The organism is Oscillatoria nigro-viridis PCC 7112 (assembly GCF_000317475.1).
In the GTDB taxonomy this organism is placed as follows: domain Bacteria; phylum Cyanobacteriota; class Cyanobacteriia; order Cyanobacteriales; family Microcoleaceae; genus Microcoleus; species Microcoleus nigroviridis.
The window spans coordinates 6,787,753-6,806,630 of record NC_019729.1 but is presented as its reverse complement, the minus strand read 5'-3'; the positions used below and the strand labels follow the sequence as shown (position 1 = coordinate 6,806,630).

Sequence of the window (18,878 nt, the reverse complement as noted above, 5' to 3'; positions counted from 1 at the left end):
GTTTTATTGAGGAGCGGAATGATGGGAAACTATCACGTTCCGTTTTGGAGAGCAGTGGAGGAGGCGACTCCTTCACTGACTTTAATCTCGATTTAGTCACGTCTAACAATGAAAAGACTAATAACATCTCCGTTTTCTTAGGAGATGGTAAAGGCAACTTTAACTCCCCCGTTAACCTTAGCTCCCCCACTAACAATGGCAGCATCGGCGGGACTCAGCGAACCGTCGTCACAGGCGACTTTAATGGTGACAGCAAACTCGATATCGCCACTAATAACAGCACCGATAAATCTGTCTCAGTCTTCTTGGGAGATGGTACGGGTAATTTTGATACTGCTAACAACTTTAATGTCGCAACTACTGGAGGATTTCCCCAATCTGTGGTTGCAGGGGATTTTAATGCCGACGGCAAACTCGATTTAGCCACGTCTAACTACTTTAGTACCTACCTTTCAGTTTTGTTAGGAGATGGTACGGGTAAATTTGGTACTCTCAGCAACTTTACGATCCCGAATTCTTTCGCATATGCTTATATGCTTGCGAGAGATTTTAATGCTGACGGCAAGTTGGATATAGCTACGGCTTTCGATCAAACTGTCTCGGTTCTGCTGAATACATCGAATACAGTTAATTTCGGTGCGGCCACTTACAGCAGCGTGGAAGGAACGACAGACACAGTAGTTAATATTCCCGTCAACATCACCGGTGGCACTCCCTTAAACGATGTAGTTGTGCCAATTCTCCTCGACTCCAGCAGCACAGCCACCCAAAATACAGACTACACCTTTTCCCCTACTTCGATTACCTTCCCCGCCGGTGCAACAGGTGACGCACTCACCAAGAATATTGCAGTTACTATCAAGCCTGACAATCTCTCTGAAAACCCCGAAACTGTAATTTTCAACCTTGGCACAATTACCGGTGGCATTGCGGGGTTCACAAAAAAAACAACACTAACTATTTCCGATCGGGTTTCTGTTGCTTATGCCATTGCCGCCGATACTGCCACCATTGACGAAGGCAATATCGGCAAAAAACCTCTAACTTTCACTGTGACTCGCAGCAACGTCACTAACGGGGCAAGTAGCGTCAAATATGCGATCGCAGGAACAGCTACCAACAGCAGCGATTATAACAATATCGGCGGCACTTCTGGGGCAAAAACTGCTACTGGCACGATTAATTTTGCGACTGGTGAAACATCAAAAACCATCACTCTGGATGTGTTGGGCGACACCACGGTTGAACCCGATGAAACTATTACCGTCACCCTGTCAGATCCCACAGGCATCGCAGCGGTAACACCAATAATTACCGCTGATACCGCTACCACAACTATTATTAACTACACTGCACCGACGCCAGCGCCGACGCCGACACCAGAACCACCGACACCGACACCGCCAACGCCGACACCAACGCCAACGCCGACACCAGAACCACCGACACCGACACCAACGCCCACACCAGAACCACCAACGCCGACACCAGAACCACCAACGCCTACACCAACGCCCACACCAGAACCACCGACACCGACACCAACGCCCACACCAGAACCACCGACACCGACACCAGAACCACCGACACCGACACCAGCGCCCACACCGACGCCCACACCGCCGACGCCGACACCAGAACCACCGACACCGACACCAGCGCCTACACCAACGCCGACACCGACACCGCCAACGCCGACACCAACGCCGACACCGACGCCAGCGCCAACACCGCCGACACCGCCGACGCCAACACCGACGCCAGCGCCAACACCGCCGACGCCATCGGAAACTCCGACGCCATCGGAAACTCCGACGCCAGCGCCAACACCAGCGCCTACACCAACACCGACGCCAGCGCCAACACCAGCGCCTACACCAACACCGACGCCAACTCCCACACCATCGGAAACTCCGACTTCACCAACTCCCACGCCATCGGCAACTCCGACGCCAACGCCATTGGAAACGCCGACACCAACTTCAACTGAAAGTGATTGCATTTGCAATACTATTGAGTATCCAAATTTGGATGTACCCAATGAAGCTGAAAATATTATCACCAGCAACGGCAGCGGTGAAATCCAGTTTGGTACTCCAGACAATGACGTTTTTTACGGCAGTTCCAATCCGAACATATTCGATGCGGGTTTCGGCAATGACAACTTATATGGGGGCGAAAACAACGATACTTTTTACGGCAACAAACAAAATGATTTTGTTAGCGGCGATCGGGGAGATGATATCCTGTCTGGTGGCAAACACAATGATATCATTTTGGGCGGTGAAGGTGAAGATCTCATTTTCGGCGATCGGGGCAAAGATTCGATAAATGGCAAGGAAGACAATGACTTACTTTTTGGCAATTCCGGTGCTGATTTTATCGACGGCGATAAAGGAAATGATATCGGATTGGGGGGTAAGGGAAATGATATTATCTCGGGCAGCGAAGGTGAGGATAGTCTTTACGGTAACTTCGGAGATGATAGTATCTGCGGAGGTGATGGCAAGGATTTCTTAAGCGGAAATCAGAATAACGATTTGCTAGATGGATGCCTTGGGAATGACACTATTTATGGTGGCAATGGTAGCGATTCATTGCTGGGAGGTAGCGGTGATGATGTTTTGTATGCCGGCCGCGGTGATGACAGTTTGAATGGCGGTGATGGCACCGATCTTCTACTGGGTGGTAACGGTGATGATTTGCTGACTGGCGGTTTGGGAAGTGATGTTTTGTCAGGAGGTGCTGGCAACGATCGATTCTTGCTTTCCACCAATTCTGGCATCGATACTATCTTGGATTTTGAGGAGGGCAAAGATTTGCTAATACTGGCCAACAATCTCACTTTCTCCCAACTGTCAATTACTCAAGAAAACAGTGCAAGTTTCATCCGTTTGTCAGCAAGTGGTCAGATTTTAGCTTCTCTGAATGGAGTGTCTGCCAGCCAGATTAATGCTGCCAATTTCAATCTAGCTTAGAGGAGTAGTAGATACAGCAGATTGCAGTTTATGAAGTGCAGGACACGGCATTGCCGTGTCCCTACGGGACTCGATCTAAAATCCATTTTAGCTAATCTTGCACTTAATTTTGCGTTTCGCTGCGCCAATGCCTAGAATCGCAAATCCGGCTAAAGTACCGAAGATAGTAGCAGGTTCTGGTACTGGTTCAGCATAGCCTTGTTCAAACGATCCTTTAATGGCGATCGCATCGTTAGCGCATTCGGCAAAAAAGTTAGCAATGTAGTTCCCCGAAGGCATTGAGGATTTATTGAAACTGAATCCAATTGTTTGAGAACCTACTGCATTAAACTGACCGAAATTAAGACCTAGGGCGCTCAAAGTAGCTGGCGTTAAAAAATTAATTTCTCCTACTTTTGTACCCGTAGCTATTGAGTTGAGAACCGTCCAGTTACCTGTTTGTTCAAAATAGGGGTCGGTGGCAGCTAAATCGCCTGTAGACGGCGTTCCACCTGCTGATAGAACGCGATCGTTGAATAGACTTAGATTTGTAAATCCAGAGTTAGTTTGGGTGACGTTTTTAGCAGTAACGTTACTGTAAACGCCTGTTGTAGCTACGCTGGAGTCATTTCCTCCTGCAAAGCGGATACCAAACAAGCTGCCGCTTGCGTTAGCTGTCTTGAAGTTTTGACCGGAAAAATTGAAGAATAAATCGCCGTAGTTGATGTTGCCTCTTTGAGCTAGCGGCTCGGCGTATCCTGCTAAACTTAGATTGGAGTTGATGGCGATGAAAGCTGTATCTGATGTTTCTTTGATGGCGATGCCGTAAAATTCAAATTCCCCGCCGCCGATTTGGGGCCCTGTCACGCCGTCGTTGAAGGAATCGATCGCATAATTCCAGCCGTTGGATAGCGTTGCTGCTGTAGCTTTTTGTGGCTGTAGTGCGAAAAGGGCACAGAAAATAGCTACTGAGTAAGTCCAGTGGATGCTGTTTTTAGCAATGGATTTCATAAAATGCTCCCTGGGAATCATTGTTAAATTGTCCAGTCTGCTCGATCGACTATTTTTGATTTTTAGTAAATCACAAATTCCGGCCGAATTTATTAAAATTTCGGTAAATATTTTGTCGGGCGATCGCGTAATAAGTAAATCCACCTGATTAAACATAAGATATGGCTCGCTCAAAAGCTTGCTGTGTATGTTTTATTCCTTCTGATTTATTGTTGATTCCTTCTACTAACTATTCACCCATAATTTGAATAAATACAGTTCTATTTCGCGGCCCGTCTAAATCGAAAAATAAAACAGATTGCCAAGTCCCCAATGCTAATTTACCTTCAGCAATTGGAATTACTTCGCTGGTATTGAGCGTCATTGCCATCAAGTGAGAGTGAGCGTTGATCGGTTCATCGGGCGGAACTATTCTTAAATGCAAGTCGTTGTGCAGGTATTTGTCGCCAAGAGGCGCTAATTTTTGCAGGTATACTTTAATATCTGTTAGCAATCTTTCTTCATCTTCATTGATTGCTAAAGCTGTAGTAGTGTGTCTGGAAAATACTAGCACCTGTCCATTTTTGACCGCACTGCTGTCAATAAAATCGACAATTTGGGGCGTGATATTGTAGATACCGATGCCAGACTCTGTTAGTATTTCGATTGTTTGATTAATAATTTTCATGAGTTGCCTGTCAATCGATTGCGCGATTTTAGATTTTAGATTAAAGAATTGAAGCATTGACTTGCGCGAGATAAATTTGGGTGCAAGTTTCTCGGATACACGTTTTTGATTTCTCCACGGATGAATCACGTGGCGGGTATCCTGGATGCTTTCGGTCATCTCCCGCCCGGTTCAATAATGATAATTATGTTTGTAGTGAGGACTTCAGTCTTCAAAGTCCTAAAATGCCGATCGCCCAAAATTCTATTATAGGCGATCGACCGCACCGACTCGCTCGCCGATCGATACTCACTGTGGAGCGGCACTTTTTCTGTAAGTGCCGCACTTGTTGCCAGAATTGGATAATCAGAAATTTTTTTGGCCCTGCCCAAAAATGGAGCCAAGCCCCCGACTGCTGTAGTGGAGGGAGAAAACTTGAAACCCTTCGACTCTCGGGCAGGTGAACGGGTAACGCTCTTGTTCAAGATCCCAGATTCATCTGTAGACTTGCATTGGGTTCATTCAGAAACTATTCAGGAAAAGCATCAGCGTTCATCTCTGTTTATCTGCTTTTCATCGGCGGTCAATTTATCGATCGAAGATTGATGCAATGCAAGTCTTGTGGAGTAAATCGAAAATCGAAAATCGACTGACCAAGAATTTCAAAGGTGGTACAAGCCCCGGAATTTATCCGTGGAATCAATCGAAAGCATCTCAAATCGAAAATCCTCAAGAAAGAGCATTTATCTCGCGCAAGTCAATCTAAAATCTAAAATCTAAAATCTAAAATCTAAAATCGACTGACGGCGAGGAACGATCGCACGTTTTTAGAACACCCAATCAACTTCCGGCCCTACATCCGCTGCAGCCATCGTGGGTTCCTTTTAACTCGGCCGGTGGTTTCTGCACTCTTATGCGCTGCATAAATCAATCAAATTTTTAAATGCTGTTAATATATCGCCGACAGTTCGTTGACTATCTTGACTCTTCCCTTGATCGCAGAACGCAGCAGGCGGTCGATCGAATGTCTGCATTCATCGTCGAGAGAGTCGTCCAAAACAGCGGCCATCAAGCCGTAGCGATCGGCTAAAGTCAAACAGCCCGTCTCCGTCACAGAGGCAAGCATTTCGGAAATAGCGCCGGGGAGAAGTTGAACTAAAAACATGAGACATTCCCTGAATTCGATACTTATATCATCTCTCGTTCTCCGAAAATTAATAGTGACGCTCGCATAGCACACAACGTGATGTTTTGAGGCAAACTGTGTGACAGAGACCGCTCTGATGTTGTGACGATCGCGTTTTAAGTCTGCGATCGCAGTCACAAAATTAATCTTAGATATTCCAATATCCCCTCTCCCCTCCTAAATCTAAAGATTTATAGAGATTTTTCGGTTTTGTGGGTGTCTTTACCCATTTCCCATGTATAAAACGCATCGGCCCTATGCGAAATATTCATAAAACTCAATATTTTGTAAAAATAGCTACGAATATTTACAATCGTGGGCTTTACATTAGCTCATAACAAAGGTGCATCGAAACGCAGCGATCGACCGAATCATCGGTAGCAACTATAACCATAAATAGTTGGGCGACGTTCGAGCCAGCGCCCAGTCAAGCTCAAATGTACAGAAGACCAACCATGCTTAAAAGAAATTCGATCTAGTAACTAAATATACAGTTTTAAATCCATACACTAACTAAGGTTAGCAGGAAACACACACTTTATGCTCCAAGTCAATACTTCTCCCCAACAAGCCAGCAGCGAGGGTAAACCGATGACCCAAACAGTAGAACCCAAAGCCCAAGCGAGCCTGAACAAGTTTGAAAAACTCAAAGCCGAAAAAGATGGCTTAGCATTAACAGCCGAACTCGACCACTTCGCCGCAATCGGCTGGGAAGCAATGGACGAAATCGATCGCGAGCACCGCCTCAAATGGCTCGGCATCTTCTTTCGACCAGTAACTCCGGGCAAATTTATGATGCGGCTGCGCTTGCCCAACGGCATCATTACTAGCAATCAAACCAGAACGCTAGCAGAAATCGTCCAACGCTACGGGGACGACGGCAGCGCCGACATCACCACCAGACAAAACCTGCAATTGCGCGGAATTCGCATCGAAGACGTACCCGACATCTTCCGCCGCCTCAAAGAAGCGGGCATGACCAGCATCCAGTCTGGCATGGACAACGTGCGTAACATCACGGGTTCCCCAGTCGCGGGGCTGGACGCGGACGAACTGATAGATACGCGAGAACTGGCGAACCAAGTCCAAGATTTGATTACCAACAGCGGCGAAGGCAACCCCGCGTTTTCAAATTTGCCGAGAAAGTTTAATATTGCGATCGCAGGCTGCCGCGACAACTCAGTCCACGCAGAAATCAACGACATCGCCTTCGTACCCGCTTACAAAGACGGCAACATCGGCTTTAACGTTTTAGTCGGCGGTTTCTTCTCCGCCAAACGCTGCGAAGCGGCAATTCCCCTCAACGCATGGGCAAGTCCCAGCGACGTTGTAGATTTGTGCAAAGCAATTTTAACTGTGTTTCGCGATCGAGGCCCGAGAGCAAACCGCCAAAAATCGCGGCTGATGTGGCTGATTGACGAACTCGGAATCGAACAATTCCGATCCGAAGTCGAACAAGAATTAGGTCGCACTTTGCCCGCCGCCGCGCCTAAAGATGAAATCGTCTGGGACAAACGCGACCACATCGGCATCTACCCCCAAAAACAATCAGGGCTCAACTATGTAGGGCTGCACGTTCCCGTCGGACGGCTGCAGGCATCGGATTTGTTCGATTTGGCCAGAATTGCCGAGGTTTACGGCAGCGGCGAACTCAGGCTCACCGTTGAAGAAAACGTGATTATTCCTAACGTTCCCGACTCGCGGATTGAATCGCTGGTCAAAGAACCGCTGTTGCAGCGTTTTTCCATCAACCCCGCACCCCTGACGCGAGCCTTGGTTTCCTGCACCGGCGCTAAGTTTTGCAACTTCGCCCTCATCGAAACCAAAAGCCGATCCGTGGCAATGATTGAGGAACTCGAACTCGAACTGTCAGTTCCCAAACCGGTCAGAATTCACTGGACGGGTTGCCCCAATTCCTGCGGTCAACCCCAAGTAGCAGACATCGGTTTGATGGGAACAAAAGTTCGCAAGAACGGCAAAACCCTCGAAGGTGTAGACATTTACATGGGAGGCACAGTCGGAAAAGACGCTCATTTGGGTACTTGCGTCCAAAAAAGCATCCCTTGCGAAGACCTCAAACCAGTGCTGCGCCAACTGTTAGTCGATAACTTCGGGGCCGTTCCCAATCCATCTCAAGAAAATGTAGTTTCGCTCAACCGGCAACTGCAACTGACGGTTGACAGGGACGAAACGGCAGTCCCGGCAGCCAAACCTCAGACATCTACTGTTATTTTCGCTCGATCGGGCAAAGAAGTTGCTTGCAGCGAAGATGAGTTCATTCTCGATGTTGCCGAACGGGCCGGAGTCGAACTTGACAGCAATTGCCGGTCGGGAAGCTGCGGCACTTGCCAGCAAAAACTCCTAGAAGGCCAAACAGTCTACGACAGCCAACCCGACGCGGCCCGAGACTTAGAACCAGGGTTCATTTTAGCTTGCAGCGCGCGGGCGATCGGCAAAGTGTCGATCGACGCCTAATCTCATCATGTGAGATGCGATGCCAAAGTCACCAATCAATCTCACATTTCACATTTCCAAGATCTCAAAGTACAACAACAATTCAAGACAAATGAGCAACCTTTCTAGAAGAAAATTCATTATAACCGCTGGAGCAACAGCAGCCGGCACCCTCCTAGCCCACGGTTGCAGTTCCGGTTCCACCACATCTAACGCAACTCCCAGCAGCGCCACACCCAGCGCCGCCCCAGCAGTCAACATCAACCCCGCCGACGCCCCAGAAGTTACCGCAGCCAAACTCGGATTCATCGCCCTCACCGACTCAGCGCCCTTAATCATTGCCCAAGAAAAAGGGCTATTTGCCAAGTACGGCATGAAAGACGTACAAGTTACCAAACAAGCATCTTGGCCAGTTACTCGCGACAACTTAGAACTCGGTTCCGACAAAGGCGGCATTGACGGGGCCCACATTTTATCCCCGATGCCTTACCAGATGACATTAGGCACTATTACCAAAGGCAATCAGCCAGTGCCGATGAACATTGTTGCCCGGTTAAATACTAACGGTCAAGCAATTTCCCTCAGCAAAAAATACCTAGATTTAAAAATAGGTACTGACAGCAAACCTCTCAAAGCAGCCCTCGCCAATCAAAAAATTGCTATGACCTTTCCCGGCGGCACTCACGACTTGTGGATGCGCTATTGGTTAGCAGCCGGCGGTATTAATCCAGATACAGATGTTTCCGTGATTCCCATACCGCCGCCCCAAATGGTAGCGAACATGAAATCTGGCAGCATGGAAGCCTTTTGCGTAGGCGAACCTTGGAATGCTCAGCTAGTTACTCAAAAGGTAGGATACACCGCCTTAGTAACCGGAGAACTTTGGAAAGACCACCCAGAAAAAGCTTTAGGTTTAAGAGCAGATTGGGTTGCAAAAAACCCCAAAGCTACTAAAGCACTTACAATGGCCGTACTGGAAGCCCAGCAGTGGTGCGATAAGGCAGAAAATCACGATGAGATGTGCCAAATCATCTCTCAAGATAAGTGGTTAAAAGTTCCAGTAGCAGATATTATCGGTCGCTCTAAAGGTCAAATTGACTACGGTACCGGTCGCGTTGAAGCTGCCAGCCCAGTGGCGATGAAATTCTGGGCTGACAATGCTTCCTATCCCTACAAGAGTCACGATGCTTGGTTCATCACTGAAAATATTCGCTGGGGTTATATGCCGGCAACTACCGACATCAAAGCCACGGTTGATAAAGTTAACCGCGAAGATATTTGGAAAGCTGCAGCGACAGCACTTGGCGTTCCCGCCGCCCAAATTCCTGCTACGACTTCTCGCGGTGTCGAAACCTTCTTTGACGGCGTGAAGTTTGACCCCGAAAAACCAGAAGAATATCTGAAGGGTCTGGCAATCAAGAAAGCATAATTAGTTTGTTGACTGTTGACTGTTGACTGTTCGCTGGTGATAGTTGACCGAGTTTAAAATTGAGTGGAGTTGGGTTTCCTAACTCAACCCACCCCAGACACGGCGATAGTTTCAAAGTATCTACAAATAATCGATTATTCACAATACTCCAAGAACAAAAATGGCAACAAACCTCGCTGTTACTAAAAGCAAAAATCCCGTAAATTTCGTTTTGGATCGGGTTCAAAAAAACCGCAGAAAAATCATCCGCCCGCTAGTTGCGATCGCAGTTCTGCTCGTAGTTTGGCAAATCCTCTGCCACGATGCCTCATCCAGCTTGCCGGGGCCAATTAAAGCTGTCCAAGAAAGCTGGGAGCTGATTATCAATCCGTTCTTTGACAGAGGCGGCACCGACAAAGGCTTATTTTGGCAACTGGCGGCAAGCTTGCAGCGGGTGGCGATCGGATTTACTCTAGCAGCAGTTCTGGGTATTGGTTTAGGAATATTGATCGGTACAAACTCTCTAATGTTCGATGCTTTAGACCCGCTGTTTCAAGTATTCAGAACTATCCCGCCCCTGGCTTGGCTGCCGATCGCCCTGGCCGTATTTCAACAGTTCAATCCCTTTGAAGGCATGGGGGTGAAAGCTAACGAAGTGTCAGCACTGTTCGTAATTTTAATTACAGCAATTTGGCCGATTTTAATTAATACCACAGTAGGCGTTCAACAAATACCCCAAGACTACAGAAACGTCGCCCGCGTCTTGCGCCTCCCCAACCAAAAATACTTCTGGAAAATCCTGCTCCCTTCTTCAGTTCCTTACATTTTCACTGGCTTGAGAATTGGTATCGGTTTGTCTTGGCTGGCGATCGTAGCTGCGGAAATGTTAGTCGGCGGCGTCGGCATCGGCTTCTTCATCTGGGACGCTTACAACAGTTCTCGACTCAGCCACGTGATTTTGGCAGTGCTTTATGTAGGAATCGTCGGTTTGATTTTAGACAGAATTGTTGGTTTCATCGCTTCCAAAGTTGTTCCAGAAGAACAGAAATAGAATTGGCGCATAGGGCATAGGGCATGGGGCATGCCCGATGCCCGATGCCCGATGCCCCATTAATAATCAGCATCTAGAAATTACAAACTAACCTAAAATTACCATGTCAGTATTTGTTGAAGTAGACCACGTTGACCGCGTATTTAACTTGTCCAATGGAGAGCAATACATCGCTCTTAAAAATATCGAACTGAAAATTAAAAAGGGAGAATTCATCACCTTAATCGGACACTCCGGCTGCGGCAAATCTACGCTGCTAAATATCATCGCCGGCCTCGACAAAGCAAGTCAGGGCGGGATTACTTTAGAAGGGCGCGAAGTCCGCGATCCAGGCCCCGACAGAATGGTGGTGTTTCAAAATTACTCGCTGCTACCTTGGCTGACGGTGCGCGAAAATATCGCCCTAGCAGTAAATGAAATTTACAGCGGTAACTCTCAAGAAGATCGCGAGTTGGTGATCGAACACCACATTAAATTGGTCGGACTCGGGCACGCCGCCGACAAACGCCCGGGCGAAATTTCTGGGGGGATGAAACAAAGAGTTGCGATCGCCCGCGCCCTAGCGATTCGCCCGAAATTGCTGCTGCTAGACGAACCCTTCGGAGCCCTCGATGCTTTAACTCGCGGCGGTTTGCAAGACCAGTTGATGAAAATTTGCGAGGAAAGCAAAGTCACCAGCGTGATGGTAACTCACGACGTGGATGAGGCTTTATTATTGAGCGATCGCATTGTGATGCTCACCAACGGCCCGGAAGCGCAAATCGGGCAAATCCTCGAAGTGAACATTCCCCGCCCCCGCAAGCGCATGGAAGTTGTCAACCATCCGAGTTACTACGCGCTGCGGAACGAAATGGTTTACTTCCTCAACCAGCAAAAGCGGGTCAAACAGCGCCGGGCCAAACAACAACCGCCTGCGATCGCCCGCAACGGCTTGGAAAAAATCAACCTCGACATCGGCTTTATTCCCCTCACCGACTGCGCCCCCTTAGTAGTAGCCAAAGAAAAAGGATTTTTCCAAGCGCACGGCTTGGAAGAAGTTACTCTCAGCCGCGAACCTAGCTGGAAAGCGATCGCCAAAGGAGTCGCCGAAGGACGGCTGGACGCGGCGCAAATGGTCGCAGGAATGCCGGTCGCCATGCTGTTGGGCCTCGACGGTGAAGCCCCTGTGCCCGTCTGCAGCGCCCTCACTCTGTCCCGCAACGGCAATTCGATTGTTTTCAGCAAAGAGCTTTACAAACAAGGCATTCGGACGTTAGAGGATTTCAAAGCTGCGATCGCCAAGAGTCCCGATAAAGTTCACACCTTGGGCACGGTACACTCCGCCTCCATGCACAATCTGCTGTTCCGCTACTGGCTGGCCGCCGGCGGCATCGACCCCGACCTCGACGTGGGCTTGACCGTGATTCCGCCCCCGCAGATGGTAGCGAATTTAAAAGCAGGCAATATTGACGCCTACTGCTCGGGCGACCCCTGGAACTCCCACGCAGTCAACAGCGGCACGGGTTTTGTCATGGCCCGTTCCCTCGATATTCTGCCCGGACACATCGAAAAAGTTCTCGGTGTTACCGAAGATTGGGCTCAGAAATATCCTCAAACCCACCTCGCCCTCGTCAAAGCGCTTTTGGAAGCCTGCGACTACTGCGACGACCGCCGCAACCGCGAAGAAGTCCTAGTATTGATGAGCCAAGAACAATACATCGGCGCCGATCCGAAAGACATCCGTCCGGGATTCATCGACCCGTACAACTCCGGTACGGAGGCAGAACCCGAAATGCTCTACAACTTCAACCAGTTCTACGTTGACAAAACCAATTGTCCAGACCGCCTAGAAATGGTGTGGGTGATGGCGCAGATGGCTCGCTGGGGACTGATCCCGTTCCCGAAAAACTGGGTGGAAGTGGTCGATCGAGTTTTGCGTCCCGATGTTTTCGGTCAAGCAGTGCGCGAATTGGGTTTGCCGGATATTGCAAGAGATCGCCGGACGATCGAGCTATTTGACGGCACTGTGTTTAATCTCGACGACCCGATCGACTATCTTCACAATGTCAAAATCAAGCGCGCCGTCCGCATTGAAGAAATTTTAATTGAACAAATAGGCAGTCAATGTTCTATCAAACTGCCAGCATAACCAGCAAATAGGAAGAGGGAATGAGGAGCAAGAAATCAGGAAACAAGACTCCACATTTTCCGCTTCCTAACTCCCTCATTTCAAATTCTCAATCGAAAGTTGTCATGTCTAATTCCCCTACCCAAAATCCCTCTCCTGAAAATATGCAAACTCTCAAAACCCTCCAAAAAACCACACTTCAAACGCCCAAGCAAGACTTTCTTACTATTAAAGACGTATCGAAAGTCTACGAAACTCCTAAAGGCCCTTACGTCGTTCTCGACGGTGTAAACCTGACTATTAATGAAGGCGAATTTATTTGTTTGATCGGTCACTCTGGCTGCGGCAAATCAACTTTGCTGAATATGATCGCGGGATTCAACGGCCCGACAAACGGAGAAGTGGCCCTGCAAGGTTCGCGGATTACTGAACCTGGCCCGGACAGAATGGTGGTATTTCAAAACTACTCGCTGCTACCGTGGCTGACTGCTACTGAAAATATTCACCTCGGCGTTGAAAATGTTTACCCGGAAAAGTCCGCAGACGAACACAATACGATCGTCAAGGAACACTTGGAATTAGTGGGGCTGACCGAAGCTTGTAACAAAAGACCGGGCCAATTGTCCGGGGGGATGAAACAGCGGGTGGCGATCGCCAGAGCTCTGGCAACTCGTCCCAAACTGTTGATTTTGGACGAACCTTTCGGAGCTCTAGACCCGATTACCCGGGAAGAATTGCAGGAAGAATTGCTGAAAATTTGGCGGAAGGAAAAAATTACCGTCATTATGATTACTCACGATATTGATGAGGCTTTGTTTTTGGCCGATCGCATCGTGATGATGACCAACGGGCCGGCAGCTTCCATCGGCGAAGATATGCACGTTCCGTTCAGCCGTCCCCGCAACCGGGCGCGGATTATGGAAGACCCGAAATACTACGAACTGCGTAACTTTGCTTTGGAGTTCCTGTTTTCTCGCTACGCGCACCACGAAGAAGGTGAAGCAACGGACTCGGAGACAGAAGCCGTGGCGCTACCGATGCCCTTACCTGCTAGCAAAAAGCCTGCGCTTGCGGAGACTGCTAACAAGCCGATCGCACCTGCACCTTTTGTGGCTAACCCTGCCGAACCCCCAGAAGCTTCGCCGGTCAAACGCGGCATCCTGGCAGCCTCGTGGTTCGCAGCAATGGTTACTTTAGCTGCTGTCAATATGTCTGGTATTTCCAGCCAGCTAAAGCAAGCGAAACTAGCAGAAACTGCACCGCAGGCGGCGACTGCGGCGGCGGTTGTGAGTTCTCCCCCCAGCCCGCAAATTGCAGCAAGTTCGATCGCACCCAATGCAAGTCCTGCACCCGTCGCTGCTGCAAGTCCTGCACCCGTCGCTGCTAGCCCTGCACCCATCGCTGCAAGTCCTGCACCCATCGCTGCAAGTCCTGCACCCGTCGCTGCTGCAAGTCCTGCACCCATCGCTGCTGCAAGCCCTGCACCCGTCGCTGCTAGCCCTGCACCCGTCGCTGCTGCCGCTAACAGCGTCGCGCCCAATGCAGCAACCAGTGCCACATCAGAGATTTCTGACCAAGCCGAACTCAATGCGATCGGAGAGAAGTTGTATGCACAAATCGACCAAACATGGAGAACAACTCCGACATTTACCGAAAGTTTGACTTATCGGGTCAAAGTAAAACAAAACGGCGATATCCTACAGTTCGATCCCACAAATAAAGCAGCTAAAGATTTCGTCAAAGAAACTCCTCTGCCGGTTTTGCAAACTCCTGCCGGTGCCGCAGCAGGCGCTGAAAAAACTGCTGAATTCCAAGTAACTTTTAGCCCCAGCAACGGCGGCGTATTTGAAGTTAAATCAGGAAAGTAGGCGACACACTACTCCCGCACTAAATCTCAGATTGCTATCAACAACCAGGTCAAAAGTAGTACCTACACGCTGTTTGAGTCCTGCCAAAAATCCTCCTAGCTACCCTAGCTGGTGGTGACAAGATTTAGGCATGGATTACCTCTATTTGAGAGGGATTGAGGAGCAGCGCTCCACGGGCTAAAAGGGATATCAATCGCGGGTTGTAGTAAGATAGCGGTTAATTTTAAATCAGGGTATTGTCCGTTGCTGTGAAGCATTTTTGCGGTAATTTACTAATTATTCACACGTTATTTGCAGGAGCCCTCAGTTCCGACTATAATGACGAATTACGAATTACCCATTAGCTTTCAAAAATTAGCATCTAAAATCACCAGATGGAAACTATAAAAACTCTTTGCCCATACTGCGGTGTAGGTTGCGGTCTAGAAGTTGTTCCCGACAAAAAACAAAGTTGGAAAGTGCGGGGCGATCGCAATCACCCATCGAGTCAAGGCATGGTTTGTATTAAGGGAGCAACAGTAGCAGAGTCGATTAGGAGCGATCGGCTACTGTATCCGATGATGCGAGATACTCTCGACCAACCGTTCCGCCGCGCTAGCTGGGACGAAGCTCTCGATGCAATTGTTAACCGCATCCAAACAATTCGCAGCACCAGCGGCCCCGATGCTTTGTGCGTTTACGGTTCGGGTCAATTCGTTACAGAAGATTATTATATTGCCCAGAAACTACTGAAAGGTTGTCTGGGTACTAATAATTTTGATGCTAATTCTCGCTTGTGTATGTCTTCAGCAGTCTCTGGATACGTTCAAAGCTTTGGCTCGGACGGGCCGCCTTGCTGTTACGACGATTTAGAATTAACAGATTGCGCTTTTATTATCGGGAGCAATGCAGCGGAATGCCATCCGATTGTGTTCAACCGATTAGCAAAGTACCACAAAAAGCATTCACATGTCAAGATGATTGTGGTAGATCCGAGGCGGACTCCGACTGCTGAAGCGGCGGATTTGCACTTAGCAATTAAACCGGGTACGGATATAGATTTGCTTAACGGAATTGCATATTTGCTGTTACGCAGGCAAGCAATAGATTCTGAGTTTATTGAAGAATGCACGGCGAATTTTTCAGATTTTGCTGAGGTTATTAGCAGCTACACGCCGGAGTTTGTAGCCTCGCGCTGCGGCATTACTATCAGCGATTTAGAAACGGCGGCAAACTACTGGGAACAGTCGCAGCGGGTTTTGTCTCTGTGGTCGATGGGCATGAATCAGTCGTCGGAAGGCACGGCAAAGGTGCGATCGCTGATTAATTTGCACTTGATGACCGGTCAAATCGGCAAACCGGGATGCGGCCCGTTTTCCCTCACCGGCCAGCCAAACGCGATGGGAGGGCGGGAAGCTGGAGGACTGTCTCACTTGCTCCCAGGCTACCGCTTTGTGAAAAATGCCGAACACAGAACCCAAGTCGAGGAGTTTTGGGGAATCGCACCGGGAAGCATTTCCCCGAATCCGGGCCGCACAGCTTGGGATATGATTACCGGTTTGGAAACTGGGGAAGTCGAGTTGCTGTGGATTGCAGCTACCAATCCGGTGGTGAGCATGCCGGATTTGGAACGTACTAAAGCCGCTTTGCTGCGATCGCCCTTTACTATTTATCAAGAAGCTTACTATCCCACTGAAACCTCGGGCTACGCTCACATCCTGCTGCCTTGCCGGCAGTGGAGCGAAAAAACCGGAGTAATGACGAATTCCGAACGCCGCGTTACGTTTTGTCCCGGTTTCGACACTCCCTCCGGGGAAGCCCGCGACGACTGGAGCATTTTCGCCGAGGTGGGACGGCGGTTGGGTTTTGCCGAACACTTTGCTTTCGAAAACAGTGCGGAGGTTTTTAAAGAGTACGCGCAGTTGACGCGGGGTCAGCCTTGCGACATGACCGGTCTGAGCCACGAATACATCCGCCAAGAAGGGCCGCAGCAGTGGCCTTGCCGGGAAAACGAGCCTGTGCATCCACCGAACGAAGCGAAACGGCTGTATACTGACCGGCGTTTTCACACTCCTGACGCGCGGGCGAGATTTTCGGCCTATCACTCCCGGGGACTGGCAGAACCTCCCGATCCGAATTATCCGTTTGTGTTGACGACAGGGAGAGTTTACGGACACTGGCACACGATGACGCGGACGGGTAGAACAGAAAAAATTAATCAATTGCACCCCGATCCGTTTTTGGAAATTCACCCCCGCGATGCTGCCACATTGCAGATTAAGGAGGGTGATTTGCTGGAAGTTCGATCGCGCCGCGGCAAGGCCCAGTTTCCGGCCAAAGTCACAAAGGCGATCGCCCCAGGTACGCTATTTGTACCGATGCACTGGGGTTATCTGTGGGCCGAAAGTGCTGAAGCCAATGCCCTGACTCATGCTGCAAGCTGTCCAGATTCCAAACAGCCAGAGTTAAAAGCTTGTGCGGTGCAGTTGGTGCTGGTTGGGGCGGAAACTGCGGCGGAAGTTGTCGCAGAAGTTGGGGAATTTAATTGGGCAAAATCCACCCTCGCCGTCACTTCTTGAGCTGCCGTCAAACTAGGGGATGTTAAAACTCACATAGTCGTACCAAGGTCGTGACCTTGATTTCTTGGTAAAGACTCACGTAAAATCCTAGTTTTTTGTCAAAAAACTAGGTTTGCGAGCAGTTGCTGAGGCACAATCGCAGGGTGCTCTACTGGACTCAAAAACTCTGTCGAGCGAGCAATTTTGAGCCATTACGCACCCTAAAAGCTAGGTTTCCCCGGCAAAACCGGGGAACAAGGAAAATTAAATTATTCTGAGTTTTTCCTTCTTAAATTCGGGGTTTTTCCTTGTGAGGAATGACTTCTGCCTTGTTTGTAATTAATCGAGTCAGACAATTGCAGTTTGCACCCATAGGTGCTATAATCGTTTTACAAGGCTTTATTTTCGGCAGTACAGTTCGTTCGATCGGCGTTCCTCCGGATTTAAATCTCTACACCCTCTAATTCTGGAGAATGTTCAATGTCAATTTATGTCGGCAATTTATCCTACGAAGTAACGCAGGAACACCTCAACCAAACTTTTGGAGAGTACGGAACAGTAAAGCGCGTTCAGTTGCCTGCTGACCGGGAAACAGGTCGGATGCGGGGCTTCGCTTTTGTAGAAATGTCTACTGAAGCCGAAGAAGCCGCAGCCATTGAGGCTCTTGACGGTGCTGAGTGGATGGGTCGCGACCTCAAAGTCAATAAGGCAAAACCCCGCGAAGAACGTCCTAGTGGCGGCGGTAACTGGGGTAACAACGATCGCGGTGGCAATTCTCGTCGCTACTAAACCACCCGAGCTAAATTTTTAGCTATCTTGTATATTGCGTCGGAGCAAGCTGGGAGTCAACAATCATTCTCTGTTGAAAATAGATAGTTATTTCAGCGATCGCACCGCGCTTTGAAGTCCTCAAAATATTGCTAGACAATAGTTTGAGGTTTTTTTATGGCAAAAATTATTAATCAGGAGGTCGATCGGGTGCGATCGATTCCTCACTGACACGAAAAACTATAAAATATAACAGGCAGAGAAAGTCGCCTTCCCCAGTGCCCGGGCGGCCCCTTAAAACCAGGCAATCACAGAGTTTTGCGCTTGCCAAGTGTACCGAACAATGACAAAATCATTAATTAATAATGAAGACTAAATCACTTTTATGCTGAAAAAAATATTTAGGCAAATTTCCAGGTCAAGCAGTGATGAAAATTTTCTGCATTTTACAGAAAGTGTAGAAGTAGTAATATCGAAAATTTTATCCCTGGCGATGATTTGGGTAATTCTCCTCAGCGTTTGCGATTTGCTGATTTTTTTAGCAAAAGAATGGGCAACCCACGACGATAATTTGTTAAAAGACACGTTGTTTGTCATATTTGGGTTATTTTTAAATGTTTTAATTGCTCTGGAAATCTTGGAAAATATTACAGCTTATCTGAAAAAGCACGTAATTCAAGTAGAGCTAGTTATTGTAACTTCTTTAATAGCAGTATCTCGAAAAATCATTATTCTTGACCTGGAAAAGAAAACCGCAGCCGACTTGATTGGTTTGGCGACTGCAATTTTCGCGCTTTCCATCAGTTACTTGATAGTGCGAGCCACCAATAGAGGAAAGGATTAATATCGGGAATTGAGAAGTGGGAATTTTCAATAACTAATATC

The 18,878-nt window shown here is 48.5% G+C and carries 14 protein-coding genes and 1 pseudogene; 11 read left to right on the top strand and 4 right to left on the bottom strand.

All coding sequences use genetic code 11. The annotated features are described in order from the left end of the window. Positions 1–44 precede the first annotated feature (44 nt). A complete protein-coding gene (locus OSC7112_RS37375) occupies positions 45–2,978 on the top strand; it encodes an FG-GAP-like repeat-containing protein (RefSeq protein WP_015179112.1) in 2,934 nt (977 codons plus the stop codon). Between the two features lie 87 nt (positions 2,979–3,065). Here the strand turns inward: OSC7112_RS37375 and OSC7112_RS28305 are convergent, their stop codons facing one another. The 4 genes from OSC7112_RS28305 to OSC7112_RS28290 form a co-directional block, all read right to left on the bottom strand. Continuing rightward, on the bottom strand, positions 3,066–3,968 hold the full coding sequence (locus OSC7112_RS28305) for a PEP-CTERM sorting domain-containing protein (RefSeq protein WP_041623586.1): 903 nt from the start codon (positions 3,966–3,968) through the stop codon (positions 3,066–3,068). A gap of 229 nt (positions 3,969–4,197) precedes the next feature. Continuing rightward, the gene (locus OSC7112_RS28300; protein WP_041623584.1) at positions 4,198–4,635 is read right to left on the bottom strand and encodes a secondary thiamine-phosphate synthase enzyme YjbQ; all 438 of its coding nucleotides are present in this window, start codon (positions 4,633–4,635) and stop codon (positions 4,198–4,200) included. Positions 4,636–4,790: 155 nt separating this feature from the next. After that, a complete protein-coding gene (locus OSC7112_RS28295) occupies positions 4,791–5,099 on the bottom strand; it encodes a hypothetical protein (protein WP_041622780.1) in 309 nt (102 codons plus the stop codon). Between the two features lie 464 nt (positions 5,100–5,563). Continuing rightward, the gene (locus OSC7112_RS28290) at positions 5,564–5,779 is read right to left on the bottom strand and encodes a hypothetical protein (protein ID WP_015179109.1); all 216 of its coding nucleotides are present in this window, start codon (positions 5,777–5,779) and stop codon (positions 5,564–5,566) included. A gap of 612 nt (positions 5,780–6,391) precedes the next feature. On the opposite strand from OSC7112_RS28290, the pseudogene OSC7112_RS28285 reads away from it, so the two are divergent. The 10 genes and pseudogenes from OSC7112_RS28285 to OSC7112_RS28250 all read left to right on the top strand — a co-directional run. Beyond that, positions 6,392–7,927 (top strand): annotated as a pseudogene (locus OSC7112_RS28285) (ferredoxin--nitrite reductase); the annotation flags it as partial. Positions 7,928–7,963: 36 nt separating this feature from the next. Then, on the top strand, positions 7,964–8,275 hold the full coding sequence (locus tag OSC7112_RS42235; RefSeq protein WP_317623963.1) for a 2Fe-2S iron-sulfur cluster-binding protein: 312 nt from the start codon (positions 7,964–7,966) through the stop codon (positions 8,273–8,275). 91 nt (positions 8,276–8,366) lie between these two features. Continuing rightward, positions 8,367–9,683 (top strand): CmpA/NrtA family ABC transporter substrate-binding protein, encoded by a 1,317-nt coding sequence (locus OSC7112_RS28280; protein ID WP_015179107.1) that lies wholly within the window; start codon positions 8,367–8,369, stop codon positions 9,681–9,683. Between the two features lie 160 nt (positions 9,684–9,843). After that, positions 9,844–10,713, top strand: a complete 870-nt coding sequence (gene ntrB, locus OSC7112_RS28275; RefSeq protein ID WP_015179106.1) for a nitrate ABC transporter permease — start codon at positions 9,844–9,846, stop codon at positions 10,711–10,713. A gap of 103 nt (positions 10,714–10,816) precedes the next feature. Continuing rightward, positions 10,817–12,841: an ABC transporter ATP-binding/substrate-binding protein gene (locus OSC7112_RS28270; protein WP_015179105.1), complete on the top strand. Its 2,025-nt coding sequence runs from the start codon at positions 10,817–10,819 to the stop codon at positions 12,839–12,841. Positions 12,842–12,945: 104 nt separating this feature from the next. Then, positions 12,946–14,688: an ABC transporter ATP-binding protein gene (locus OSC7112_RS28265; RefSeq protein WP_223300708.1), complete on the top strand. Its 1,743-nt coding sequence runs from the start codon at positions 12,946–12,948 to the stop codon at positions 14,686–14,688. A gap of 374 nt (positions 14,689–15,062) precedes the next feature. Continuing rightward, positions 15,063–17,246: a molybdopterin oxidoreductase family protein gene (locus OSC7112_RS28260; RefSeq protein ID WP_015179103.1), complete on the top strand. Its 2,184-nt coding sequence runs from the start codon at positions 15,063–15,065 to the stop codon at positions 17,244–17,246. Between the two features lie 296 nt (positions 17,247–17,542). After that, the gene (locus OSC7112_RS40290; RefSeq protein WP_190274287.1) at positions 17,543–17,689 is read left to right on the top strand and encodes a hypothetical protein; all 147 of its coding nucleotides are present in this window, start codon (positions 17,543–17,545) and stop codon (positions 17,687–17,689) included. Between the two features lie 16 nt (positions 17,690–17,705). Continuing rightward, the gene (gene rbp, locus OSC7112_RS28255; protein WP_015179102.1) at positions 17,706–18,014 is read left to right on the top strand and encodes an RNA-binding regulator; all 309 of its coding nucleotides are present in this window, start codon (positions 17,706–17,708) and stop codon (positions 18,012–18,014) included. Between the two features lie 364 nt (positions 18,015–18,378). Further along, a complete protein-coding gene (locus OSC7112_RS28250) occupies positions 18,379–18,837 on the top strand; it encodes a phosphate-starvation-inducible PsiE family protein (RefSeq protein WP_015179101.1) in 459 nt (152 codons plus the stop codon). Positions 18,838–18,878 lie beyond the last annotated feature (41 nt).

Bases quoted from the DNA above. Each gene is read 5' to 3' on its own strand.
- ntrB (WP_015179106.1), top strand. From the start codon at position 9,844: ATGGCAACAAACCTCGCTGTTACTAAAAGCAAAAATCCCGTAAATTTC.
- OSC7112_RS28250 (WP_015179101.1), top strand. From the start codon at position 18,379: ATGCTGAAAAAAATATTTAGGCAAATTTCCAGGTCAAGCAGTGATGAA.
- OSC7112_RS28270 (WP_015179105.1), top strand. From the start codon at position 10,817: ATGTCAGTATTTGTTGAAGTAGACCACGTTGACCGCGTATTTAACTTG.
- OSC7112_RS28265 (WP_223300708.1), top strand. From the start codon at position 12,946: ATGTCTAATTCCCCTACCCAAAATCCCTCTCCTGAAAATATGCAAACT.
- OSC7112_RS28300 (WP_041623584.1), bottom strand. From the start codon at position 4,635: ATGAAAATTATTAATCAAACAATCGAAATACTAACAGAGTCTGGCATC.
- OSC7112_RS40290 (WP_190274287.1), top strand. From the start codon at position 17,543: ATGACTTCTGCCTTGTTTGTAATTAATCGAGTCAGACAATTGCAGTTT.
- OSC7112_RS28305 (WP_041623586.1), bottom strand. From the start codon at position 3,968: ATGAAATCCATTGCTAAAAACAGCATCCACTGGACTTACTCAGTAGCT.
- OSC7112_RS28290 (WP_015179109.1), bottom strand. From the start codon at position 5,779: ATGTTTTTAGTTCAACTTCTCCCCGGCGCTATTTCCGAAATGCTTGCC.
- OSC7112_RS28260 (WP_015179103.1), top strand. From the start codon at position 15,063: ATGGAAACTATAAAAACTCTTTGCCCATACTGCGGTGTAGGTTGCGGT.
- OSC7112_RS28280 (WP_015179107.1), top strand. From the start codon at position 8,367: ATGAGCAACCTTTCTAGAAGAAAATTCATTATAACCGCTGGAGCAACA.
- rbp (WP_015179102.1), top strand. From the start codon at position 17,706: ATGTCAATTTATGTCGGCAATTTATCCTACGAAGTAACGCAGGAACAC.